Below are 23,937 nucleotides of genomic sequence, written 5' to 3'. Positions count from 1 at the left end.
TCTCTCAGCGCTCCGTGCGCGGCGGGGCGGAGGTCTCCGGCTCGGGGCCCTGCTCGTCCTCCGGCAGGGCGTCGAACAGCCCGCCGGGCGGGTCGGCGAGCACGGCCCCGGCCTCCAGGTCCACCTCGGGGACGAGCTGCTCGACCAGCGGCAGCTGGACTCGGCGACGATCCGGGGTGCGCACGACCAGCAGGTCCTGTGCCGGGTAGTGATCGATGCCGATGACGGTCCCGAGCTCGCGGCCGTCCGCGACGTGCCGGACGGGCAGGCCCTCCAGCTGGGCGAGGTACCAGGCGTCGGGGTCCTCCTCCGCCTCCTCCTCGGCGTCGACCTCGATGACGAGCTCCGCGCCGCGCAGGGACTCGGCGTCCGTGCGGTCATGGACCTCCTCGAAGCTGACGTACCAGCGGTCCTGCTGGAGGCGCGTGCCGCGCACGGTCAGGGCGCGAGGGCGCCCGGCGACCTCCACCTCGAAGACGGTGCCGTGCTGCAGCCGCTCCTCGGGCTGGTCGGTGCGCAGCACCAGGGCGACCTCCCCGCGCAGGCCGTGGGCCCGCCCGATGGTCGCGACGATGACGTCGAGCGTGCTCATGTGAGTCCTTCGTGGTCGGTGTGGTTCCCGCGCGCGGCGCCCGCGCCGACGACGGCGCCGCCGTCCTCGCCGAGCTCCGGCGCGGAGTAGCCCGCCGCGTCGCAGGCGGTGGAGAGCTGGTCCAGGGGCTGCTGCAGACCGTCCGAGGCGGTGTCGCCCGCGAGGGCGTCCTGGAAGGGGGCGCGGACCTGCTCCAGGGCGGCGCCCACGGCGGGGTCGTCCACCGCGGCGATCTCCGCGGCGAGCAGCTCGTCGGTGGCCCGCACGTCCTCCGTGCGGTCACCGGGCACCTGCTGGGCGGACAGACCCACCAGCTTGAACATGTTCGAGGTGAGCACGTTCGCATTGGCGAAGTGGGTCAGGGTCCCGGGGGTGTCGAAGACGTCGGCGCACACCAGCGCCGCGGGCTTCGTGCCCTCGGCGCCGGGAGCGACGGTCCAGCTCGCGGCGACGGAGACCCCCTGGCAGGTTCCGGCCAGGCCGTCCCAGGCGCTGCGGAACGCCTCGAGGTCCGCCTCGGTGCCCCGCTCGGGCTCGGTGCGGAACCACTCGGCGAGGGTGCTCGCCGCGGTGCGCGCGTCCTCGGGGGCGTCCTCGAACACGAGGTCGACGTCGTCCCCGGTCATGGCGTAGAAGAAGGGATCCGACGGTCCGGCGTCGGGCGCCGTGGCCGCGCGGTCCAGGACCACGCGGGAGGTGGGGTCCTGGTACAGGGGGTCTCCCCAGAACTCGCCGCAGGCGGCGACGAGCGCCGGATCGGCCTCGGCCGAGGCCGTGGGCGTCGCCTTCCCGGCCGTTGGATCCTGGCCCGAGGTCTGCTCGGGATCGCCGCCCGCCGGCGCGCCCGTGCAGCCGCTGATCAGCAGCGCACCGCCGAGGGCCGGGACGAGGGCGCCCAGGGCGCGGCGACGGCCCGGTCCCCGCCGGGGGACGAACCGGGAGCGGCGCCGCCGGGACCTCTCGGTCTCTCCGGCGGCGCCGCTCCCAGGGATCGCTCCGAGCACCTCAGCGCCGGTCGACGTCGACGATGTCGACGCGCACGTCGTCATCCGACAGGGCCGCGGTGACCGTGCGCAGGGCACGGGCGGTGCGGCCGGACCGACCGATGACCCGGCCCAGATCGGCGGCGCCGACCCGGACCTCGAGCAGCGGACCCCGGCGCGTGGACTTCTCGGTCACGCGCACGGCCTCGGGGTCGTCGACGATGCCGCGGACGAGGTGGTCGAGGGCTTCGGCGCGAGCGCTCATCTCAGGCCTCGTCGGTCGCCGCGGCGTCGGCGTCCTCGACGGACTCACCCTCGGCCGGGGCCTCCTCGGAACCGGGCTCGACCTCGGCGGTCTTGGCCTTCTTGGCACCCTCGCGGGACTCGGCGGCGGCCTTGTCGGCGTCGGCGATGAGCTCCTCGGCGGACTTCTTCGCCTCGGCGGACTTCAGGCTGCCGGTGGCCTCGCCCTCGCCCGTGAACTTCTGCCAGTCGCCGGTGACCTTCAGCAGCGCGGCGACCTGCTCGGTGGGCTGCGCGCCGACACCGAGCCAGTAGAGCGCACGCTCGGACTGGACCTCGATGAGCGAGGGGTTCTCGGTGGGGTGGTACTTGCCGATCTCCTCGATCACGGCACCGTCGCGCTTCTTGCGCGAATCGGCGACGACGATGCGGTAGAACGGTGCACGGATCTTGCCCATGCGCTTCAGACGGATCTTGACAGCCACGTGGGTGGACTCTCCTTCAATGATGTTCGGGTGAGTCCCGCCGCAGCCTGTGGGGTGATGCGGGCGCTGACGGTTCTCGGGGTGTCGTGCACGGACGGGTAGAGGGCCGGTCCGGGCACATACGAGACCTGATTATGCCAGGCTCCCCGCGAGCGTTCCACCTGCCCGCCTGTGCGGCGGGGCACAGACGGGCCGGACTGCCCCCCTCAGCGGCCCGGACGGAGGAGCTCACCGCGCAGCACCACGGCCCGCAGCTCCCGGAGCACTCGATGGTCCCTCCGCGGGTCCGCGGCCGTGACCAGCAGATCCGCCGGAGCGCCGTCCTCGAGACCGGGGACGCCGAGGAACTGACGGGGAGCCCAGCTCGCGGCGGTGAGGATCTGCGTGCCGTCGAGACCGGCACGGGCGAGCTCGTCCAGCTCGTCGTGGATGATGCCGTGGCCCAGGACCCCGCCCGCATCGGTGCCCGCCAGCAGGGGCACCCCGGCCTCGAGCGCGCTGCGGGTGCGCGCGAAGCGACCCTCGCGCAGGCGGCGCATGTGCGCGGCGTAGGCGGGGAACTTCCGCTCTCCCTGCGCGGCGTACTCGGAGAAATGGTCGACGTTGACCAGCGTGGTCACCACCGGCACGCGGGCCGCGGCGGCCCGCGCGATGGTCTCGTCGGTGAGCCCGGTCGCGTGCTCGAGGCAGTCGAAGCCGGCGTCCAGGACCAGCGGCAGGGTCTCCTCGTCGAAGGTGTGGGTGGTGATCCGCGCCCCGGCGGCGTGGGCGGCCTCGGCGGCGGCGGCGAAGTCCCCGCCCGACCAGGTCGGGGCGAGGTCGCCCGCCGCACGGTCGATCCAGTCCCCCACCAGCTTGACCCAGCCGTCGGAGCGCTCCGCCTCGATGCGGACGGCCTCGCCGAGCCGGTCCGGCTCGAGCTCGTGGGCGTAGCCGCGCAGGTAGCGCCGGGTGCGGGCGAGGTGGCGTCCGCAGCGGATCAGCCGGGGCAGACGATGTCCCGGCGCACCCGGGGCATGGTCCTGGAGGGCGCGGGTGTCGATGATCGATCCGGCGTCGCGGATCAGCAGCACACCGGTGTCACGGTCGGTGATCGCCTGCGCGCGGGCCTCGGCGAGGTTCGTGCCGCCCCCGCCGTCCCCGATGCCGATGTGGCAGTGCAGGTCCGCGAGGCCCGGGGTGACGAACCCGTCGACCTCGAGCACCTCGGCGCCTGCGGGGAGATCCGGCCGCTCGTGATGGATCCGCCCGCCCGCGACCCACGCCTCGGCGAGCTCCTCCTCGGGCCCCAGCAGGATCGGTCCGCGCAGATGAAGCACGGGGCCCTCGCCGAGGAGGGCCTCGGCGTCCGTCGTCGTCTCCACCTCTCGAGCGTAGCGCGACCACGCGCCGAGGGGTCGACCCCTTGACACCGGTGAGGCTCCGTGGTTCATTAGTGGAGTAATGAACCACGGAGCCGACCGGCTCCTCGAGCGATCCCAGGAGGCGCCGTGCTCGCCGGAGACCAGCCCCTCTTCCTGCAGATCGCCCAGAAGGTCGAGGAGTCGATCGTGGACGGCAGCCTCCCCGAAGGGGCCCGGGCGCCGTCCTCCAACGAGCTCTCCGCCTTCTACCGCATCAACCCGGCGACCGCCGCGAAGGGCCTGGGGCGTCTCGTGGACCGGGGCGTGCTGCACAAGCGGCGCGGCCTGGGCATGTTCGTCTCTCCCGGCGCGCGCGAGCAGCTGCGCCAGGAGCGGCGGACCGCCCTCGCCGAGCACTTCGTCGACCCCCTCCTGGCCGAGGCCCGCCGCCTCGACCTGGACGGCGAGGACGTCGCCCTCCTGGTCCGCGAGCGCGCCGCCGGCGCCGAGCCGCCCACCCGTCGTCTCCCCGAGGAGTCACCATGACCGCCGTGATCGAGGCCCGCGAGCTGACCAAGCGCTATCGGCGCACCACCGCGCTGGATGCCGTCAGCTTCGACATCGAGGCCGACACCATCTACGGGATCCTGGGCCGCAACGGCGCCGGGAAGACCACCGCCATGTCCCTCCTGACCGCGCAGAGCCTTCCCACCTCGGGCACGGTCCGGGTGTTCGGCGAGGATCCCTTCGAGAACGCCCGGGTGCTCAGTCGCCTGTGCTTCGTCCGGGAGAACCAGAAGTACCCCGACGACGCCACCGCGCGCCACGCCCTCCGCGCCGCGCGCCTGTTCTTCCCCCGCTGGGACCAGGCGCTCGCCGATCGTCTGGTCGAGGACTTCCGCCTGCCTCTGCGGCGGACCGTCAAGAAGCTCTCGCGCGGCCAGCTCTCCGCCGTCGGGGTGATCATCGGCCTCGCCTCCCGGGCGGAGGTCACGGTCTTCGACGAGCCCTATCTCGGCCTGGACGCCGTGGCCCGGCAGCTGTTCTACGACCACCTGCTCGCCGACTACGCCGAGCATCCCCGCACCGTCCTGCTCTCGAGCCATCTCATCGACGAGATCTCCGACCTCGTCGAACGCGTGCTGGTCATCGAGGAGGGGTCGATCCTCCTCGATGCCACGACGGACGAGGCCCGCGGCCTGGCCACCGGCATCGTGGGCGATGCCGCCGCCGTCGAGCCGCTGATCGGCGGGCGCGAGGTCATCCACCGCGAGAGCCTCGGGCGCGTCACCGCGGTGACCGTCCTGGGCACTCTCGATGACCGCGAACGCCGACAGGTCGCCGAGGCCGGACTGGATCTCTCCCCGGTCTCCCTGCAGCAGCTCGTGGTGCGCCTGACCCAGCATTCCTCCCCCGGCGCCGGGAGGGCGGGATCCGCTGCGAGCCCCCGCCCCGACGCCGCCGTCGAAAGGACGATCCGATGACCACCGCCTCCCCCACCCGGTGGGCCGGGCCCTCCCCCTCCACCGCCCGGCGCACCCTCGACGTGGTCCGCCTGCAGTTCATCAACCGCCAGACCTTCCTCTGGATCCCGCTGATCGTGCTCCTCGGCGCGTGGCTGCTCAATCTCCTCGTCTACCTCATCGTGGCCGCGAACGGAGGCTCGGGCCCGATGTACTCGGGCGCGTCCCAGGCGCCGGTGTGGTACTTCGCCGTGATCGGCGGGCAGGCGATGACGCTGACCTTCCCGTTCTCCCAGGCCATGAGTCTGACGCGGCGGGAGTTCTTCGTCGGCACCCTGGCGGCGGCCGCCGTCAGCGCCCTCGGCCTCACCGCGGTCTTCGTGGCGCTGGGGCTCCTCGAGCGGGCGACCGACGGGTACGGGATGGACGGCTACTTCGCCTACCTGCCCGCGCTCTGGACGCAGGGGACGCTGGGCGCGGGCCTGGCGTACTTCACCCTGACGATGCTCTTCTTCGTCATCGGCTTCTGGTTCATGACGGTGGTGCGGCGCTTCGGCCCGATGGTCGCCGCAGCCGTCGCGATCGGCGTCGCGCTGATCGGGGTGGGTCTGATCGCCCTCGTCACCGCGGCGCAGGCATGGGGTGCCGTCGCCCGGTGGTTCGTCGAGGCCGGCCCGGTCGGCGTCTCCGTGTGCGGGCTGCTTCTGGCCGCCGTGCTCGCCGTCGGCTCCTCTCTCACCCTGCGCCGCATGTCGGTCTGACCCAGGACGCCGACGGCACGGAGCGGCCGCGGGGACGGCGACGTCCCGGCGGCCGCTCCGTGCCGATCACTTGCCGCCGAGGAGCTTCTGCATCTCGGGCGGGAGCTGCGAGGGGTCGATGTCGGCGAGGTCGCCGGTCGAGGTCGTGCCGCCCCCGCCGAAGGCCGAGCCGCCGCCCTCGCCGGCGGCGGCCTTGCGGGCGGCCTCGGCCTGCTCGCGCGCGGCCTTCGCCGGATTCTTCGACTTCGACTTCTTGACCTGCTTCTTCGGCGCCTGCTTGCCGCGGGACTTCTTGCCCATGCCCATGCCGGGACCACCGGGCATGCCCGGCATCCCTCCCCCGCCGTCGGCCATGCCGCGACCCATGGTCTTCATCATCTGCTGGGCCTGCTTGAACCGCTCGAGCAGCTGGTTGATCTGCTGGACGGTGGTGCCGGACCCCTTGGCGATGCGGCTGCGGCGCGAGCCGTTGATGATCTTGGGGGTGCTGCGCTCCTCGGGAGTCATCGAGCGGATGATCGCCTCGATGCGATTGATCTCGGACTCGTCGAAGTTGTCGAGCGCCTCGCGGTACTGCCCCATGTTCGGCAGCATGCCGAGCATCTTCTTGATGCTGCCCATGTTCTTGAGCTGCTGCATCTGGTTGAGGAAGTCGTCGAGGGTGAAGTCCTCGCCGGAGGCCAGCTTGGCGGCGGCCTTCTCGGCCTCCTCCTGATCGAAGGCCTTCTCCGCCTGCTCGATGAGGGTGAGCACATCGCCCATGTCGAGGATGCGGTTGGCCATGCGGTCCGGGTGGAAGCGCTCGAAGTCCTCGAGCGCCTCGCCGGTGGAGGCGAAGAGGATGGGGCGCTGGGTGACACCGGTGATCGAGAGCGCGGCGCCGCCGCGGGCGTCGCCGTCGAGCTTGGAGAGCACCACGCCGGTGAAGCCCACCCCGTCGCGGAAGGCCTCGGCCACGCGCGCGGCGTCCTGGCCGATCATCGCGTCGACCACGAACAGGGTCTCGTGGGGATTCACGGCATCGCGGATGTCCCGCGCCTGCTGCATCATCTCCTCGTCGATGCCGAGGCGCCCGGCGGTGTCGACGATGACCACGTCGTGCTGCTGGAACTGCGCGGTGGAGACGCCGTTCAGCGCCACCTTCACCGGATCGCCCACGCCGTTGCCCGGCTCCGGCGCGTAGACCGGCACCCCGGCGCGCTCGCCGACGATCTGCAGCTGGTTCACCGCGTTCGGGCGCTGGAGGTCGGAGGCGACCAGCAGCGGCGTGTGCCCCTCGGACCGCATCCACTGCGCGAGCTTGCCCGCGAGGGTGGTCTTGCCGGCGCCCTGGAGGCCGGCCAGCATGATGACCGTGGGCGGGTTCTTCGCCCACTGCAGCTCGCCGGTGGCGCCGCCGAGCACCTCGACCAGCTCGTCGTTGACGATCTTGACGACCTGCTGGGCGGGGTTGAGGGCCTTGGAGACCTCCTCGCCGAGGGCTCGCTCGCGGACGCGACCGGTGAAGTCGCGCACCACCGAGACGGCGACGTCGGCGTCGAGCAGGGCTCGGCGGATCTCGCGGATCGTCTTGTCGACGTCCGCTTCGGTGAGGCGGCCGTGGCCGCGCAGACCCTTCAGCGACGCTGTGATGCGATCGGAGAGGTTGTTGAACACGAAGCGCTTCCCCTTGGTCGTATGGACCGCATCAGTGTAGTGGGCCGGGCGGCGTCACCCCACGAAGCGCGGTCCGCGCCACAGGAGAGACCCGCCACGGCGCCGCTCAGGTGGCGGCGGCGTCCATCAGCGCGGCGACGATCCGGCCCACGGTCGGCGGGTCCAGGGCCCGGCCGTGCTGATCGGTCAGGTACAGCACGTCGACCGCACGCCGGCCGAGCGTCATCACGTGGGCGCTGCGCACCTGGAGCCGGTGCACGGTGATCACCTCGGCGACGTCCGCCAGCAGGCTGGGGCGGTTGCGGGCGTTGACCTGCACGACGGTCGCCTCGCGGGAGGCGCCGGGCAGCAGCGTCACCACCGGGGTGTCCTCGGTGGTGCGCGGCGGCGGGGCCGGCGGCAGCTCGAGCACCCGGGCGTCGGGACGGTCGCGGTGCGCGAGCTCCCGGTCCAGCGCGGAGCGCAGCACCGAGGGGTGCGGGAGGTCCGAGGGCGCCCCGGCCACCCACCAGGTGTTCACCGCGATCCCCTCCATGGTCACCACCACGGCGGAGTGCACGTCCAGGCGGAGCCGGACCAGCACGCGGGCCATGGCGGCGAACACCCCGTCGCCGTCGGGAGCGCCCACGCAGATCTGGGAGATGGGCTCGGCGTCCAGGTGCGCGGGATACAGCACCTGGGCGCTGCCGCTGCGCCGGACGGCCGCGAGCACCGCGTCCTGCACCGAGCGCTGCGGGGTCAGCAGGGTGCGCGGAGCGGAGACCGTGCCGCTGAGCGCATCGCGCGCCAGGTCGGTGAGGTGGTCGACGAGATCCGCTCGCCAGGTGGACCAGGCGGCGGGACCGGCGGCGACCGCATCGGCCTCGGTGAGGGCTCGCAGCAGCTCGAGGGTCTCGGGATCCTCGTCGACGGCCGTCAGCAGCTCGCGCAGGGTCGCCGGGTCGGCGAGATCGCGACCGGTGGCCAGGCTCACCAGCGTCAGATGCTCGCGCACGAGGATCCCGATGGTGCGGACGTCGGCCTGGTCGAAGCCGAGATGGCGCGCGGCGGCCTCCGCCAGCGGCGCCCCCTCGATCGCGTGGTCCCGGGCGTCGGGCCGCTTGCCGATGTCGTGCAGCAGCGCGGTGACCAGCAGCAGGTCCGGGCGTCCCACGCGCGGCAGGAAGCGCTGCGCCTCGATCACGGTCTCCACCTGGTGACGATCCACGGTGAAGCGGTGCACCGCCGAGCGCTGGGGGCGATTGCGGATCTCCGCCCAGCCGGGCACCCAGCGGGCGAAGATCCCCTTGACGTCGAGGGCCTCGTAGGTGTCGGCCAGATGCTCCCCCGCCAGGGCGTCGACCAGCACGTCCCGCTGGGCGGGCAGGAAGGGGCCGACGGGAGCGCGGGCGAGGCGCTCGAGCGTCGCATCGGCGAGCGGGAGCCCCGAGGTGGCGGCGTGACGGACCGCGGCCACGTCCCGCAGCAGGTCGCGGCCGGCGGGGTCGACGGACACCTCCCCGCTCTGCACGAGCACGCCGTGGCCCACGCGGGTCAGCGCGGGACGACGGTCCGTGCCCAGGCCGCGGGTGCCGGCGCCGCCGGGGGCGATCGCCGCCTCCGCGGCCCGCACGGCGCGATGCAGCTCCCAGGTGACGGCACGGGCCGCCTCGGCGAGGACGGCATGGTGGTCATCGGCCGTGGCGTGGCCGGTGAGGGCCGCGACGGCGTCCTGGTCGGCGCGGCCCAGGCGGGTGCCGGAGGAGCCGGTCACGGCCTGCAGCGCATCGCGCGCATCGCGCAGGACGCGGGAGGCGTCGTCGACGACCGCGTGGTCGTGGTCGGCCAGCCAGCTCTCGGCGAGCGCCCGGATGACGGTGATGTCCCTCAGCCCGCCGCGGTCGGACTTGAGGTTCGGCTCGGTGGAATGGGCGAGGGAGCCGTGGTGGCGACCGCGGTCGGTGGCGAGGTCGACCAGCTCCCCCACCCGTCGGCGGGCCTCGCGCCGCCACTGGGCGCGCACCCGCGCCGAGGTGTCCGCGACCAGCTGCGCGTCCCCCGCGACCACGCGGAGATCCAGCAGGGAGATCGCGGCGCGCAGGTCCGCGGCGGCGACGCTCTCGCACTCCTCGGGGCTGCGCACGGCATGGTCCAGGGAGGTGCCGGAGTCCCAGATCGGGTACCACAGCGCGCTGGCGAGGCGCGCGGACTCCTCCGCGGAGACCCGCACCGGGTCCAGCAGCAGCACCAGGTCGAGGTCGCTGCCGGGGCCGAGGGAGCGCCTTCCCAGGGAGCCGATCGCGGCCAGCGCCGCTCCGGATCCCTCGGATGCCGGGGCGCCGGCCCGCTCCCACAGTCCCCGGAGCCAGTCGTCGACGAGGTCGGACTGGGCGAGGCGGCGGGAGGGACCGGCGGCGGCGTCGGCGAATCCCTCGTGGAGCACCTGGGTGATCCGACGGGAGGAGAGCGCCTCAGAGGGCATCCGCCCCCCGTTCCCCGGTGCGGACCCGCACCACGGTGCCGACGTCGACGGTCCAGATCTTGCCGTCCCCGATGCGACCGGTGCGGGAGGCGGCGAGGATCAGATCGATGATCGCGCTCTCGTCGATCTCCTCGGCGAGCACCTCGACCCGGATCTTGGGGATGGTGTCGATGGTGTACTCGGCACCGCGGTAGACCTCGGTGTGCCCGCCCTGGCGTCCGTAGCCGGCGACCTCGGTGACGGTGATCCCGGAGACCCCGTACTCGCGCAGCGCATCGGTCACCGCCTGCAGGGCATGGGGCTGGATGATCGCGGTGACGAGCTTCATCGGGTCTCTCCTGAGGTGGACGTGCCGGCGGTGACCGAGGCGGGGGCGGCGTTGCGCGGCTCCCCCACGTCCCCGGGGTCCGGGGTCGGGTGGACGGTGGGCGCGCTCCCCCGGTCCCGGCGGGAGGCCAGGGCACCGACGAGATCGTATCCGGACTCCGCGTGCTGGGTGATGTCGATGCCGGCGCGCTCGTCGGCCTCGGGGATCCTCCAGCCCATGAGGGCCTTGAGCGCGAGGGCGATCACAGCGGTGAGCACCGCGGAGAAGACCATCGCGACCAGGGCGACGAGGATCTGGACCAGCAGCAGGTTCGCTCCGCCGCCCAGGAGCAGGCCGCCCTCGGCGGCGAGGACGCCGATGCCGATCGTGCCGACGAGACCGCCGACCAGGTGGACGCCGACCACGTCGAGGGAGTCGTCGATGCCGAAGCGGTACTTGAGGCCGACGGCCAGGGCGCAAGCCGCGCCGGCGGCCAGGCCCAGCACGATCGCGGTGAGCGGGGTCAGCGCGGCCGCGGCCGGGGTGATCGCGACCAGGCCCGCGACGACGCCGGAGGCGGCGCCGAGGGAGGTGACGTGCTGGTCGCGGATCTTCTCCACGAGCGCCCAGCCGAGCATCGCGCCGGCGGTCGCCACGGTGGTGTTGACCCAGGCCAGGCCCGCGGTGCCGTCGGCCGTGCCGGCGGAGCCGGCGTTGAAGCCGAACCAGCCGAACCACAGCAGCGCGGCGCCGAGCATGACCAGCGGCAGGTTGTGCGGCTTCATCGGCTCCCTGCCGAAGCCCTTGCGGGCGCCGACGACGATCGCGAGCACGAGGCCGGCGACACCGGCGTTGATGTGGACCACGGTGCCGCCGGCGAAGTCGACCGGCTCGGCGATCGCGGCGAAGGGCCCGTCGCCGCCGAGGAGGCCGCCGCCCCAGACCATGTGCGCGAGCGGCGAGTAGACCACGAGCACCCACACGACGGCGAAGACCAGCCAGGTGCCGAGCTTGACACGGTCCGCGATGGCGCCGGAGATGATCGCGGTGGAGATGATCGCGAAGGTCATCTGGAAGCCGGCGGCGACCAGGAACGGCACGCCGCTGTCGCCCAGCAGGGACTGGTCGTCCGTGCCGGCCAGTCCGACATGGTCCAGCGGGTTGCCGAGGATCCCGCCGATATCGGTCCCGAAGGCGATCGAGTACCCGAAGACGGTCCACGCGACGGCGACCACGGCGATGGCGCTGAAGGACATCAGCATCATGTTCAGGACGGTGCGTGCGCGCACCATGCCGCCGTAGAAGAGGGCGAGAGCGGGGGTCATGAGCAGCACGAGCGACGCGCTGATGAGGATCCAGGCGGTCGCCCCCGTGTCGAGGGTGAAGTCCATGTCGGCTCCTGGTGGAGGAGGGCCGGCTCCGGAAGGGCTGCTGCCGTCCCGGACCCGTGCGGCCTGGCAGGCCGTGCCCCACATGGTGGGCGGGAGCGCGGTGATCGCCCACCCTCGGAGCCCGCCGTGACCTGACCGTGACCGAAGCGGCCGCTCCGCGGGACGCGGGAGGACCGGCGCGGTCCGCCGCTCCTACCGTCGGGGACCTGGGAGGTTCCCAGACGGTCCCAGCGCAGCGGCCGGAGATCACCGGCCCGGGGCTCCCGGGCCGTCCCGTGCAGGAGGCACCACCGATGACCACGAGATCCCCGCTGACCGACACCTTCGCCGCGCACGCCGCGACGCTGGTGGAACGAGGGGTCGGCCGCCGCGGGCTGCTCCGCGCCACCGCCGCCCTGGGAGCCGGGGCGGGGCTGCTGTCCGCCTGCACGTCCTCCCCCGCCCCGGCCGATCAGCCCACCTCGGCCGCCGCCCCGGAGATCCTGCAGCCCGGGACCGGGGAGATCACCGGCGATCACTACCTGCCCTCGGAGCCCGGTGACGTCCTGTGGGGTTACGTCCCCACCGTGCACACCACGCCCGTGCTGCAGGTCGCCTCGGGCGAGACGGTCACGATCGACACCGTCTCCCACGAGGGGATCCTCGAGGACCAGGGACGGGACCCGCTGGCCTACTTCGGCGAGCACGGCGTCGAGGCGTCCGCCGTGCTCGAGGACGCCGTCGCCGTCGCCGCCGAGTACGACCGCACGCCCCGGGACTTCGCCCTCGACGGCCCCCACGTCGTCACCGGCCCGATCTTCGTGGAGTCCGCCGAGCCGGGGGACGTGCTGAGGATCGAGACCCTGGAGGCGACCCCGCGCGTGCCCTACGGCGTGGTCTCGAGCCGGCACGGGAAGGGATCCCTGGCCGCCACCGCGGACGGCGCCGCCCCGGCCGGGATCACCATCGACCAGGTGATGCCGCCGGTGGCGACCGATGCCCGGCAGGACACCGATCCGACGGCCTGGGGCAACGTCTCGACCTTCACCTCCATCGAGGACGGCGCGGGCGTGATGTCCTTCGGCGCCGGCGCCGGGGAGGTCCGCTTCCCGCTGCGTCCGTTCATGGGGATGATGGGCGTGGCGCACTCGACGGCGACCGATCCCACCGATCCCTCCGCCCACTCCGTCCCGCCGACCCTGGGCGGCGGGAACATCGACATCCGGCTGCTCGGCGAGGGATCGACCTTCTACCTGCCCGTGCAGGCCGAGGGCGCCCTGTTCTACGTGGGCGATCCCCACCACGCGATGGGCGACGGGGAGGTCGCGCTCACCGCGATGGAGGGCTCCCTGCGCGGCACCTTCCGGCTCACGGTGTGCAAGGCCGGCGCGGGCGATGCCCCCTCCCTCGCCCATCGGTACCCCTTCGCGGAGACCGCGGACGCCTGGATCCCGATCGGCCTCTCCGACCCCGACGGCAGCGTGGACGGCCAGGTCGGCGACCTCGACGTCGCGATGCGGACGGCGGTGGTCAACGCCCTCGACTTCCTCGAGCAGGACCGGGGCATGGACCGCCCCACCGCCTACGCCTATCTCTCCGCCGCCGCGGACTTCACCATCTCGCAGGTGGTGGACCGCACGGTCGGGGTGCACGGCGTGATCCCGAAGGCGCACTTCTCCTGAACCGCGGACGGCCTCCCCGCGATGCGGGGAGGCCGTCGTGGTGCCGGTCCGGGTCCGGGTCAGCCCTCGAGCAGGGCGTCGACGAAGCCGTGGGGGTCGAAGGGCGTGAGATCGTCCATGCCCTCGCCGAGCCCGACCATCTTCACCGGGACGCCGAGCTCGCGCTGGACGTTGACGACGATGCCGCCCTTGGCGGTGCCGTCGAGCTTGGTCAGGACGATGCCGGTGATGTTCACGGCCTCGGAGAACACCCGGGCCTGCTGCATGCCGTTCTGCCCGGTGGTGGCGTCGATGACCAGGAGCACCTCGGCGACCTCGTCGCCGTGCAGGCCCTTCTCGGCCACACGGCGCACCTTGCCGAGCTCGTCCATCAGGCCCTTCTTGTTCTGCAGGCGCCCGGCGGTGTCGACGATGACGACGTCGACCTCCTGCTCGATGCCCTCCTTCACGGCGTCGAAGGCGACGGCCGCGGGGTCCGCGCCGTCGCGGTCGGAGCGGACGGTGTCCACGCCCACGCGATCGCCCCACGTGGCCAGCTGCTCGGCGGCGGCGGCGCGGAAGGTGTCGGCCGCGCCGAGAACCACCGTGCGATCCGCGGCGACCAGGACCCGGGCGAGCTTGCCGACCGTGGTGGTCTTGCCGGTGCCGTTGACCCCGACCATGAGCAGCACCGAGGGGAGCTCGGTGCCGTCGGGGGCCGTGCGGCGGCTCGCCGCGAGACGGCGGTCCAGCGCCGGATCGATGAGAGACAGGAGCTCCTCGCGCAGCACCTCGCGCACGGCCTGGGGATCGTCCGTGCCCAGCACCTGGATCCGACGCCGGAGGTTCTCGAGCATCTCGTCGGTGGCGTCCGGGCCGAGATCGGCGAGCAGCAGCGTCTCCTCGATCTCGTCCCAGGTGCTCTCGTCGATGCTGCCGCGGGTCAGGAGGGTGAGGATGCCGCGTCCCAGGGAGCCCGAGCGCGCGAGCCGCGCGCGCAGGCGCACCATCCGGCTCTCGGGCGCCTCGGGGGTCTCGATCGCGGGAGCGGCCGCCGCCTCGGGCTCCGGCGCGGGGGCGACCTCGGTGTCCTCGGGCTCCGGTGCCGTGACGGGCGCACCGGTGCCGGGGTGCTCGACGGTCGCCGACTCGTCGGCCGGCTCCTCGACGGGGGCGGGACCCGACGTCTCCGCGTCCGGCGCCGACGAGGCCTCCTCATCGGCCGGCCGCTCCTCGAGGGTGCTCGAGGAGGCGGCCCCGGCCGGCTCGCCCTCTGCGGCCGGTTCCTCGGCGGGGGCCGGCGAGGGCTCCCCGGCGGGCGGCGCCGTGGTCGGGGCCGAGAGGGTGTCCGCCCAGCTGGGTGCCGCGGGGCGCTCCTTGACGGCGGTCGCGGTGGTCGAGCTCTCGGCATCGCTGCCGCCGCTCTCACCGGTGCCGTCGGAGCTCGTCGTCCCCGCGGAGTCGTCGGTCGACGACGTCCTCCCGCGGGAGCGCACGTAGGCCCAGGCGCCGGCGCCGAGCACGAGAACCGCGCTGCCTCCACCGGCGAGGAGAGCTATGAGGGCATCGGGATCCACGGGTCACCTCCGAGGTCGGGGAAGCCGACGATGCGGCGAGGTCAGCGGCCAGTCTAGGCGGACCGCCCGACGGCCCACCCCCAGGGTTCGTCCCGAGGGTCAGCGCCCGGTGCGCGAGCGGTGACGGCGCACAGTCTCCGCGCGCCCCTCGTCCTCGCCGTCGGAGGACCGCAGGTGCGGCATGGCGACGCCGACCATGACCCCGACCGCGACCAGCAGGGCGAGGACCAGGAAGGCGATGACGACGAAGGGCAGTTCCATATCCCACATTCTGCACACCGACCGCGGATCGCGGGGTGCGACACGAGTGCGACGCACCTCATCGCGGCGCGTCGGGCCGCCGACGGCGGCAGGGAGGTCAGCCGAGCTCGGGGAACCAGATCCCGATCTCGCGCGCGGAGGACTCCTCGGAGTCCGAGCCGTGCACGAGGTTCTGGATGACGGGGAGGTCCGCCTCGCAGGCGAGGTCGCCGCGGATCGTGCCGGGCGCGGCCTCGGTGGGGTTGGTGGCGCCGGCGAGCGAGCGGAAGCCGGGGATCACGTTCACGCCCTCGGCGACGATCGCCACCAGCGGGGAGGCGCCCATGTACTCGACGAGCCCGGGGTAGAAGGGCTTGCCCTCGTGCTCGGCATAGTGGGCGGCGAGCTCCTCGGCGGTGGCGGTGCGCTGGGCGAGGGCGACGATGTCGTAGCCCTTCGCCTCGATGCGGCGGATGATCTCCCCGCGCAGGCCGCGCTGGACGGCGTCGGGCTTGAGCAGGACGAGGGTGCGCTGTGCGGTCATGGCCAACAGGGTACCCATGCGATCCGCCGGGCCCTGCATCGGAGCCCGGCCGCTGCTCAGGAGCCGGCGCCCGCGGCGGGGTCCCGCCCCTCGGCCGCCCGCACCGCGGCGTCCACGGCGTCCTTCTCCCGGTCCAGCTGCTGCCCCTTGACGACACCGAAGCCGTACAGGCCGGCGAAGAAGATCCCGATCACCCACATCGCGGAGACCTGCAGGCCCAGCAGGACCACCGGCACCTGCAGCGCCAGACCCAGCCAGTAGGGCCATGCTCCGCGCTTCAGCAGCCCGCCGCACAGCAGCAGGCCGGCCGCGGTGAGCAGCCCCCAGGTCCAGGTCAGCACCCGCTCCTCGGGCACCAGCTGATGGGCGACGAGCACCGCGAAGAAGACGACCAGGGCCTCGAGCACCAGCGTGGTGGCCGAGAACATGCGCTGCGCCCCGTGGGCGCGGCCGGAGGGAGTGAGGTCCAGCGCCACGGTCACTCCTCGTCGGGGACGCCGAGCAGGTCCCGGACCTCGGCGGCGAGGGTCACCGAACCCGCCACGACCACGCCGCCGAACTGGTCGCCCTCGCTCTCGGCGAGGTCGACGGCGATCTGGATCGCATCGGGCAGGCTCGCCTGCTCGCTCACCCGGTCCTCGTCCTCGAAGACGTCGCGGGCGAGATCCGCCAGGCGGTCCGCGGGGATCGCGCGCGGCGAGGAGGACTGGGTGATCACGACCTGGTCCAGCAGCGACTCGAGCACGGAGAGGATCTCCTCGGCGTCCTTCTCCTCGAGGATGCCCACCAGGCCGACGGTCCGGGTGAAGCGGAAGTTCTCCCGGACCGTCTCGACCAGGGTGAGGGCACCGGCAGGATTGTGCGCGGCGTCCAGGAGGACCGTCGGCGCCTGCCGCACCACCTCGGAACGGCCCGGCGAGGTGCTGGTGGAGAGCGCCGCGTGGAGCAGCTCCCCGTCCAGCGCCGTGCTGCCGTCGCCCAGCAGGGCCTCCGCGGCGGCGACGGCGAGCAGGGCGTTGCGGGCCTGGTGCTCGCCCAGCAGGGAGAGGAACACCTCGTCGTAGCGACCGGCGATGCCCTGCAGGGACAGCATCTGCCCGCCGACCCCGGGGGTACGGGCCAGGACACCGATCTGCTGATCCTCGATCGCGGCCTCGGCCCCGAGCTCGGCGATGCGATCACGCAGCACGTCACCGGCGTCCTGGTACGGCTGGTTGGCGATGATCGCCGTGGCGCGGGCGGTGAGGATCCCGGCCTTCTCCCCGGCGATCTGGGCGATCGTGTCCCCGAGGTAGTCCTGGTGATCCAGGGAGATGGGGGTCACGACGGCGACGTCGGGATCGACGGCGCCCGTGGCATCCCAGGTGCCGCCCAGCCCGGTCTCCACCACCGCCACGTCCACCGGGGCGGAGGCGAAGGCCTGGAAGGCCATCGCGGTGAGGTACTCGAAGTAGGTCAGGCGCACCCCGCCGGCGGCCTCGGACTCGGCGTCGACGATCGCGGCGAAGGGCTCGACGTCGCGATAGGCCTGCAGGAAGCCCTCCTCGTCGATCGGATGGCCGTCGATCGCGATGCGCTCCACCGGCGAGTGGAGGTGCGGGCTGGTGGTCCGCCCCGTGCGCAGCCCGGCCTCCCGCAGGATCCGTTCGAGGATCCGCGCGGTGGTGGTCTTGCCGTTGGTGCCGGCGATGCGGATCGACCGGTAGGACTGCTGCGGGTCCCCCATCAGCTCCATCACCCGCGTGATGCGCGAGAGGTCCGGCTCGATCCGGTTCTCGGGGGCGCGCTGGAGCAGCTCCGCGTAGACCTCGCGCAGCTCGGGCGACATGACCCGACGTGAGGGACCCGGACGGGAGGGAGAGGGCACAGCGGCTCCTGAGGGGAGAGAGGCGGAGGGGCGCCGTTCAGTGTACGAGGCAGGGGGCGGGACCGCTCCTCCCCACGACGCCGCCGTGCACACGGGGACTTCTGCCCATCGTCACGGCGTGAGCTCGCTCATAGGGTCGGGATCGTGCCGGCACCGCTCGGGACCGGCCCCGAGGAGGAGGTGCACGATGCCCCAGGTGATCGCCGCCCTGGACGAAGCGGCACGATGGGCGGCCGAGGCCGCCGCGGGCACCCGGACGTGGAACCCCGTCTATCGCTCTCTGGCCGCGGACCCGGGACCGCCCGTCACGTCGCCTCCCGACCCTGCCGTCCTCGACCTCGTCCTCCGTCAGCTGACCGCCCCGGCCCTGCTGGTCGCGGCGGTGACCGACGGTCCGCGCACACGGCGTCTCCGATGCGGTCTGACCCCTGGGTCCGCGACCCTCGAGCGGTCCGACGGCGAGGAACTCTCGCAGTGGTCCTCGATCGACGTGCAGGACGTCCCGGCGAGGATCACCGAGCTGCTCGAGGAGGCCGGGATGGATCTCGCGCCGCCGCGGCTGAGCATCCGGCGCGACACCGATGCCCGGCGGTTCACGCCGTCGCAGCACCGCACCGTCTCCGCCGCCCTCGGGCGCGGGCTCTCCCCCGAGCAGGCCGTCGCCGAGGTCCCCGACCTCGATGAGTCCCTGCGGGACGCCCTGACGGCCGGAGGGCCTCGCCTCTCCCTCGCCCTGACCCTCCACGATCCGCGGCGGAGGGTGACGGAGGAGCCGGTGACCTGGTCCTGCCTCTGGGTGAGCGGGCAGAGGGGCCTGTACCGGACGGACCGGCCCACGAGGCCCGGTCCGGGGGTCCATGCGGTGAACGGCGGGGACGTCCTGGGCACGGTGCTGCCGGTCCTCGAGCAGGGCCTGCGATTCGCGGCCGCGTGCGCCGCCTCGGGCAGTGCGCAGTGACCGAGTTCTGGGGGATGGACACCGCGCAGGTGCGCGACCACGCCGAGCGCCTGTGCACGGCCTCCGGCGAGGTCGAGGAGCTCGCCGCGCGCCTGGGGGCCGCGGTCCACGGCGTCCGGTGGACGGGCGCCGATGCGGAGGCGTTCCGCGGCCGCTGGTCCGCGCTGGCCTCCCGGCAGTTGGTCTCGATGGTCGCGGAGCTGCGGGCCCGGGGCGAGGACGGACTCGGTCAGGCGGATCAGCAGGACGTCGCCTCGGCGGCTGACGGCTCCCCCACGGGCACGAGCGGCGGCACGATCCCGCCCGTGGAGGCCTCGCCGTCCTCTCGGGGGCCTCTCCGCGCGGACCGTCCCGGGATCCCTGCCGAGTTCGAGGACCCGGCGGAAGGAGCGCTCTCGGACCTGGCGGGGTGGGTCTCCGACGGCATCGGGTGGGGCGTCGACACGGGGATCGATCTGCTCGAGGGCGGCCTGGGGCTGCTCGGGGCGAACACCCACGGGATCGCGCAGCTCCAGCGGGACGCGGACCACCTCGGCGGCGTCCTCGAGGACTGGGCCACCGGCGAGCGCGTCCCGACCATCGCCGAGCTCGGCGCGGCGGGGCTGCTGACCACCGGATCCGCGGGGGTCGGGGCGTACGAGGCGGTCACCGGAGAGGACACGGCCCTGTTCGACGACCGTCCCGGAGGCATCGTCGAATCGGTGCGCACGGAGTCGATCCCGACGCCGAGCCCGCAGACCCTGCAGGACCTGATCGCGCAGAACGACGCACTGCGCCTGGACACCCCCGGCGGCCCGCTCGAGAACGGCCGGATCGGCATCCAGGAGGTGCACCGCGCCGATGGCGGGGAGCCCGCATACATCGTCCAGATCCCTCCCACGGAGGGTGCGGACCTCACCGACGTCCCCGGCGCCTACGGCGGACAGGGGAACTCCCGGGACTGGAGCTCGAACCTGCGGCTGATCGCCGGGCAGCACCCCGCCGCGATGGACGACGTGCGGGCCGCGATGGCGTCCGCAGAGGTCCCGCCGGGCGCGCAGGTGTTGATCGTCGGCCATTCCCAGGGCGGCATCGTGGCGAACCGGCTCTCGGCGGACCCCACCTTCAACAGCTCCTCCGGCCAGTCGGGCACCTACCACGTCACGCACACCGTCGCGGTGGGCTCGCCGGTGCAGACGTCCGTCCCGGCCCAGGGGTCGACGCAGTCGGTGAGCGTGCACCATGCGGGCGGGATCGGTCCCGAGGGGATCAGCGGAGACCTGATCCCGGGACTCGACCTCGGCGGCCTGCAGGTCGACGGGGGCACGCTGGGGGCGCCGAACCGGCACGAGGTCTCGCTGCCGGGCTATCCGGTGCCTTCGATCGACCTCGTGGAGGTCCTCGCGTCGAATCACGACTCGGTGGGTCCGGACGGCGATGCCGACGCCGGCTACTCGGGCAGCGTCGGCCGAGCCACGGCGAGCGACCCGACACTCTCCGCGCTGCAGGACGACCTCACCGGCGTGTACCTCGGGGACGGCACCGTCGTGGCACGGTCCCACGTGGTGACCGTGGGTCGGGGCGCACCGTGAGCGGACCGCGGCCGGTGTCCGGTCCCGTCCGCCCTCCGCCGCCGCACCCGCCCCGGAGCACGCCATGCCCCCGGCCGGCCGGGGGCAGCGGCCTGCCGGTGGACGGGCGGCAGAGGTGCGGCCGCCGACTCCCCCGGGGGGCCGACGGCCGCGTGCGCGGGATCCCGCCGCTCCTCAGGCCCGGGTGACGGACACCGTCACGGCGCCGCCGGAGACCTTCTCCGTCGCCGCGTGGGCGCCGGCGGCCGGGGCGGCCGGGACGCCCACCTCGAGGGCGAGCACCTCGCCGGCGACCAGGTCCCGGTGCGCGGCGACCGCCGCCACCACCGGTTCGTCACCGTCGACGGTCAGGCGGATGCGGTCGGAGACCTCGAAGCCGGCCCCGCGGCGCGCGGACTGGATCGCGCGCACCACGTCCCGGGCGGTGCCCTCGGACTCGAGCTCCAGGGTGAGGCGGGTGTCCAGGGCGAGGAAGTCGCCACCGGCGAGCACTCCCACGGCCCGGCCCTCGAGCGCGGCGCTCTGCCCGGCGACCAGGTCCAGGGAGTACTCCCCCTCCTCCAGGGCGATGCCGCCCGCGGTGACGGTCCCGGCCTCGTCCACCGACCAGTCGCCGGACTTGGAGCCCTTGATCACGGTCTGCACCTGCTTGCCCAGGCGCGGTCCGGCGGCGCGCGCGTTGACGCTCAGTCGCTGCTCGACGCCCATGCCCTGCGCCTCCTCGCTCGCCACGTCCAGCAGCCGCACGGCCTTGACGTTGAGCTCGTCGGCGATGATCGCGGAGAAGTCCTCGAGGGAGGAGGGATCGTGGTGGACCACGGTGAGCTCGGCGAGGGGCAGGCGGGCCCGCAGCTGCTCCTTCTTGCGCAGCGAGTTGCCGACGCCCGCGACGCGGCGGACGTCGTCCATCCGCGCCACCAGCTCCTCGTCCCGCGGGAAGAGGGAGTCGTCCGGCCAGTCGGTCAGGTGCACGGAGCGGCCGCCCGTCAGCTGCTGCCAGATCTCCTCGGTGACCATGGGCAGCAGCGGCGCCGCCACCCGGCACAGCGTCTCCAGGCAGGTGGAGAGCACGTCGATGGCCTGTTCGTCGCCCTCCCAGAAGCGGTCGCGGGAGCGGCGCACGTACCAGTTGGTGAGCATGTCCAGGTAGTCCTGGATCGCTTCGGCGGCATCGGCGATCGACAGCGCCGTCATCCGCTCCCTGACGGTGCGCACCAGGTCGCCGGTGCGGGCCAGCAGGTAGCGGTCCATCACGTCGGTGGAGGTGTGGCGGGGTGTCCCGGTGTAGCCCGTCGGCCGTCCGTCCGCGTCCTTCTCCCCCGCGGCGTTCGCGTACAGCGCCAGGAAGTACCACACGCTCCACAGCGGCAGCACCGTCTGCCGCACGGCGTCGCGGATCCGCGGCTCGTCGACGATCAAGTTGCCGCCGCGCAGGATCGGCGAGGACATGAGGAACCAGCGCATCGCGTCGGCCCCGTAGGCGTCGAACATCTCGCGCACGTCGGGGTAGTTCCGCAGCGACTTGGACATCTTCTGCCCGTCCTCGCCGAGCACGATGCCGTGGCAGATCACGCTCGAGAACGCGGGACGGTCGAACAGCGCCGTGGAGAGCACGTGCATGACGTAGAACCAGCCGCGGGTCTGCCCGACGTACTCGACGATGAAGTCCGCCGGGTTGTGGGACTCGAACCAGTCGGTGTTCTCGAAGGGGTAGTGCACCTGTGCGAAGGGCATCGAGCCGGAGTCGAACCAGACGTCGAACACGTCGGTGACGCGGCGCATGGTGGACCGCCCCGTCGGGTCGTCCGGGTTCGGGCGGGTGAGGTGGTCGATGTAGGGGCGGTGGAGGTTGACCTCGCCCAGCTCGTCGGTGGGCACGCGGCCGAAGTCCCGCTCCATCTCCGCGAGCGAGCCGTAGACGTCGATCCGCGGATGGTTCGGGTCGTCCGAGGTCCACACCGGGATGGGCGTGCCGAAGTAGCGGTTGCGGGAGATCGCCCAGTCCCGGGCGCCCTCGAGCCAGGTGCCGAACTGGCCGTGCTTGACGTTGCCGGGCACCCACTCGATCTGCTCGTTGAGCTCGAGCATGCGCTCGCGCTGATCGGCGACCTTCACGAACCAGGAGCCCACCGCCTTGTAGATCAGCGGGTTCCGGCAGCGCCAGCAGTGCGGGTAGGAGTGCACATAGCTGGTCTCCTTGAACAGCCGGCTCATCCGCTGGAGGTTGCGGATGATGGGCCGGTTCGCGTCGAACACCTGCAGGCCCGCGATCTCCTCGAGGGCGGTGCCGCGGAAGTGGTCCAGGAAGACGGCGCCGTCGTCGACCGAGACGATCACGGGGATCCCGTAGGCGGCGTTGACCTTCTGGTCCTCCTCGCCGTAGGCCGTGGCCTGGTGGACGATGCCGGTGCCGTCGGCGGTGGAGACGTAGTCCGCGACGGTGATGATCCAGGCGTTGTGCGTGCCCCACCGCTCGCGGTCGGCGGAGTACACGTCCCACAGCACCTCGTAGGAGATGTGCTCGAGCTCGGCCCCGGCGAAGCGGCGCTCGGCGAGCGCGGCCTGCGCGGACTCGAGATCCTCGTAGCCGAGCTCGCTCACGAAGGAGCCCAGCAGGTCCTCGGCCAGCAGGAAGGCGCCCTCGCCCTCCGCGGTGCCGTCCGCCGCGCCGAGGGGGCCGGCCGGGACGGTGACGTAGGTGATCTCGGGGCCGACGGCGAGGGAGAAGTTCGTGGGCAGCGTCCACGGCGTGGTCGTCCAGGCCAGGGCCTTGACCCCGTCCAGCCCCAGCTGCGCGGCCCGCTCCCCGCGCAGGGGGAAGGTGATCACCACGGAGGGGTCCTGGCGGTCCTGGTAGACGTCGTCGTCCATGCGCAGCTCGTGGCTGGACAGGACGGTCTCGTCCTTCCAGCAGTAGGGCATGACGGAGTAGCCCTCGTAGGCGCGGCCCTTGTCGTAGAGGGTCTTGAAGGCCCACAGCACCGACTCCATGAAGGTGGGGTCGAGGGTCTTGTAGTCGTTCTCGAAGTCGACCCAGCGCGCCTGGCGGGTGACGTACTCCTCCCACTCCTTGGTGTACTTCAGCACCGAGGCGCGGGCGGCGGCGTTGAACTGCTCCACGCCCATCGCCTCGATCTCCGCCTTCTCGGTCATGCCCAGCTCCCGCATGGCCTCGAGCTCGGCGGGCAGTCCGTGGGTGTCCCAGCCGAAGCGGCGATCCACCCTGTTCCCGCACATGGTGCGGAAGCGGGGCACCACGTCCTTGACGAAGCCGGTGAGCAGGTGGCCGTAGTGCGGCAGGCCGTTGGCGAAGGGCGGGCCGTCGTAGAAGACGAACTCCTCGGCTCCCTCGCGCTGCGCGATCGAGGCCCGGAAGGTGTCGTCGGTGCGCCAGAACTCCTGGATGCGGTTCTCGAGCTCGGGCAGGGTCGGCGAGGGGACGAGGGGGGATCCGTTGCGCGGATACACCATGGGGACCTCCGGGGCGGCGTGGACGGTGCTGTCCCGAGGACGCCCTGCGGCGCGGTACCACCCCGGTTGGCGCCTCGCACGCGGACGGGCCGCGGGCCAGGTGCCCCCTTGTTCCTCAGCTGTGACGGGCTGGTCCCGGCGGGTTCTACTGGGCGTGCGCCCCCTCGGGGGACGCCGGCCGTTCTTCCCGCGGCTCTCCGGTGATGGCCGGGTCGGTGCCGATGGCGGCCAGTGTACGCGCCGAGCCGGGGGCGGTCACTCCCCATCGAGCGGAGGAGACACGGAGAACACCTGCGGCCGACCCCACCCGGCCGGGGCGCCCGGTGCGTCCCGCGGGCCGAGCTCCCAGGCATCCGGGCCCGCGCGCACAGCCCCGGCACAGGT

At 73.1% G+C, this 23,937-nt stretch carries 21 protein-coding genes; 6 read left to right on the top strand and 15 right to left on the bottom strand.

Going from position 1 to position 23,937, the window contains the following annotated elements:
* Nucleotides 1-4: 4 nt before the first annotated feature.
* From rimM to CXH06_RS10990, 5 genes are all read right to left on the bottom strand, one after another.
* Nucleotides 5-592 carry a ribosome maturation factor RimM gene (gene rimM / locus CXH06_RS11010; protein WP_114855235.1) on the bottom strand — a complete coding sequence of 196 codons (588 nt, stop codon included), beginning with the start codon at nucleotides 590-592 and terminating at the stop codon, nucleotides 5-7.
* Nucleotides 589-1,596, bottom strand: a complete 1,008-nt coding sequence (locus CXH06_RS11005) for a hypothetical protein (protein WP_232820312.1) — start codon at nucleotides 1,594-1,596, stop codon at nucleotides 589-591. Before CXH06_RS11005 ends, rimM begins: the two co-directional genes overlap by 4 nt.
* A gap of 1 nt (nucleotide 1,597) precedes the next feature.
* Nucleotides 1,598-1,840, bottom strand: a complete 243-nt coding sequence (locus CXH06_RS11000; RefSeq protein ID WP_114855234.1) for a KH domain-containing protein — start codon at nucleotides 1,838-1,840, stop codon at nucleotides 1,598-1,600.
* 1 nt (nucleotide 1,841) lies between these two features.
* Entirely contained in the window at nucleotides 1,842-2,303 is a 462-nt protein-coding gene (gene rpsP, locus CXH06_RS10995; protein ID WP_114855233.1) for a 30S ribosomal protein S16, read from the bottom strand.
* 206 nt (nucleotides 2,304-2,509) lie between these two features.
* Entirely contained in the window at nucleotides 2,510-3,667 is a 1,158-nt protein-coding gene (locus tag CXH06_RS10990; RefSeq protein WP_232820311.1) for an amidohydrolase family protein, read from the bottom strand.
* Nucleotides 3,668-3,793: 126 nt separating this feature from the next.
* Here CXH06_RS10990 and CXH06_RS10985 point away from each other — a divergent pair, with 126 nt between their 5' ends.
* From CXH06_RS10985 to CXH06_RS10975, 3 genes are read left to right on the top strand one after another with little or no spacing between them, the layout of a single operon-like run.
* Nucleotides 3,794-4,192, top strand: a complete 399-nt coding sequence (locus CXH06_RS10985; protein ID WP_114855231.1) for a GntR family transcriptional regulator — start codon at nucleotides 3,794-3,796, stop codon at nucleotides 4,190-4,192.
* Nucleotides 4,189-5,130, top strand: coding sequence for an ABC transporter ATP-binding protein (locus tag CXH06_RS10980; RefSeq protein ID WP_114855230.1), 942 nt, complete (start codon nucleotides 4,189-4,191; stop codon nucleotides 5,128-5,130). The genes CXH06_RS10985 and CXH06_RS10980 overlap by 4 nt, the downstream gene beginning before the upstream one ends.
* A complete protein-coding gene (locus CXH06_RS10975; RefSeq protein ID WP_114855229.1) occupies nucleotides 5,127-5,870 on the top strand; it encodes a hypothetical protein in 744 nt (247 codons plus the stop codon). Before CXH06_RS10980 ends, CXH06_RS10975 begins: the two co-directional genes overlap by 4 nt.
* 66 nt (nucleotides 5,871-5,936) lie before the next feature.
* Here the strand turns inward: CXH06_RS10975 and ffh are convergent, their stop codons facing one another.
* The 4 genes from ffh to CXH06_RS10955 form a co-directional block, all read right to left on the bottom strand.
* Nucleotides 5,937-7,526: a signal recognition particle protein gene (ffh, locus tag CXH06_RS10970; RefSeq protein WP_114855228.1), complete on the bottom strand. Its 1,590-nt coding sequence runs from the start codon at nucleotides 7,524-7,526 to the stop codon at nucleotides 5,937-5,939.
* Nucleotides 7,527-7,632: 106 nt separating this feature from the next.
* Entirely contained in the window at nucleotides 7,633-9,987 is a 2,355-nt protein-coding gene (locus tag CXH06_RS10965) for an HD domain-containing protein (protein ID WP_114855227.1), read from the bottom strand.
* Nucleotides 9,977-10,315 (bottom strand): P-II family nitrogen regulator, encoded by a 339-nt coding sequence (locus CXH06_RS10960; RefSeq protein WP_114855226.1) that lies wholly within the window; start codon nucleotides 10,313-10,315, stop codon nucleotides 9,977-9,979. Before CXH06_RS10960 ends, CXH06_RS10965 begins: the two co-directional genes overlap by 11 nt.
* The gene (locus CXH06_RS10955) at nucleotides 10,312-11,685 is read right to left on the bottom strand and encodes an ammonium transporter (protein ID WP_114855225.1); all 1,374 of its coding nucleotides are present in this window, start codon (nucleotides 11,683-11,685) and stop codon (nucleotides 10,312-10,314) included. Before CXH06_RS10955 ends, CXH06_RS10960 begins: the two co-directional genes overlap by 4 nt.
* A gap of 293 nt (nucleotides 11,686-11,978) precedes the next feature.
* On the opposite strand from CXH06_RS10955, the gene CXH06_RS10950 reads away from it, so the two are divergent.
* Nucleotides 11,979-13,346 (top strand): acetamidase/formamidase family protein, encoded by a 1,368-nt coding sequence (locus tag CXH06_RS10950; protein WP_114855224.1) that lies wholly within the window; start codon nucleotides 11,979-11,981, stop codon nucleotides 13,344-13,346.
* A 59-nt stretch (nucleotides 13,347-13,405) separates the two neighbouring features.
* Here the strand turns inward: CXH06_RS10950 and ftsY are convergent, their stop codons facing one another.
* The 5 genes from ftsY to CXH06_RS10930 form a co-directional block, all read right to left on the bottom strand.
* Nucleotides 13,406-14,902 carry a signal recognition particle-docking protein FtsY gene (ftsY, locus tag CXH06_RS10945; RefSeq protein ID WP_114855223.1) on the bottom strand — a complete coding sequence of 499 codons (1,497 nt, stop codon included), beginning with the start codon at nucleotides 14,900-14,902 and terminating at the stop codon, nucleotides 13,406-13,408.
* Between the two features lie 99 nt (nucleotides 14,903-15,001).
* The gene (locus CXH06_RS18340) at nucleotides 15,002-15,163 is read right to left on the bottom strand and encodes a hypothetical protein (protein WP_157975703.1); all 162 of its coding nucleotides are present in this window, start codon (nucleotides 15,161-15,163) and stop codon (nucleotides 15,002-15,004) included.
* A gap of 97 nt (nucleotides 15,164-15,260) precedes the next feature.
* Nucleotides 15,261-15,686 carry a nucleoside-diphosphate kinase gene (gene ndk, locus CXH06_RS10940; protein ID WP_114855222.1) on the bottom strand — a complete coding sequence of 142 codons (426 nt, stop codon included), beginning with the start codon at nucleotides 15,684-15,686 and terminating at the stop codon, nucleotides 15,261-15,263.
* Between the two features lie 56 nt (nucleotides 15,687-15,742).
* Complete coding sequence (locus CXH06_RS10935) at nucleotides 15,743-16,162, bottom strand: DUF4233 domain-containing protein (protein WP_114855221.1); 420 nt, start codon at nucleotides 16,160-16,162, stop codon at nucleotides 15,743-15,745.
* A 2-nt stretch (nucleotides 16,163-16,164) separates the two neighbouring features.
* Entirely contained in the window at nucleotides 16,165-17,514 is a 1,350-nt protein-coding gene (locus tag CXH06_RS10930) for a folylpolyglutamate synthase/dihydrofolate synthase family protein (RefSeq protein ID WP_157975702.1), read from the bottom strand.
* Nucleotides 17,515-17,740: 226 nt separating this feature from the next.
* Between CXH06_RS10930 and CXH06_RS10925 the strand changes: the two genes are divergently transcribed.
* Both CXH06_RS10925 and CXH06_RS10920 read left to right on the top strand, forming a co-directional pair.
* Entirely contained in the window at nucleotides 17,741-18,511 is a 771-nt protein-coding gene (locus CXH06_RS10925) for a hypothetical protein (protein WP_114855219.1), read from the top strand.
* Nucleotides 18,508-20,082, top strand: coding sequence for a hypothetical protein (locus CXH06_RS10920; protein ID WP_114855291.1), 1,575 nt, complete (start codon nucleotides 18,508-18,510; stop codon nucleotides 20,080-20,082). The genes CXH06_RS10925 and CXH06_RS10920 overlap by 4 nt, the downstream gene beginning before the upstream one ends.
* A gap of 174 nt (nucleotides 20,083-20,256) precedes the next feature.
* Here the strand turns inward: CXH06_RS10920 and ileS are convergent, their stop codons facing one another.
* A complete protein-coding gene (ileS, locus tag CXH06_RS10915; RefSeq protein WP_114855218.1) occupies nucleotides 20,257-23,553 on the bottom strand; it encodes an isoleucine--tRNA ligase in 3,297 nt (1,098 codons plus the stop codon).
* Between the last annotated feature and the right edge of the window lie 384 nt (nucleotides 23,554-23,937).

Source organism: Brachybacterium sp. YJGR34 (assembly GCF_003347015.1).
Taxonomy (GTDB): Bacteria; Actinomycetota; Actinomycetes; order Actinomycetales; family Dermabacteraceae; genus Brachybacterium.
This window is presented reverse-complemented; position numbering and strand designations above follow the sequence as displayed.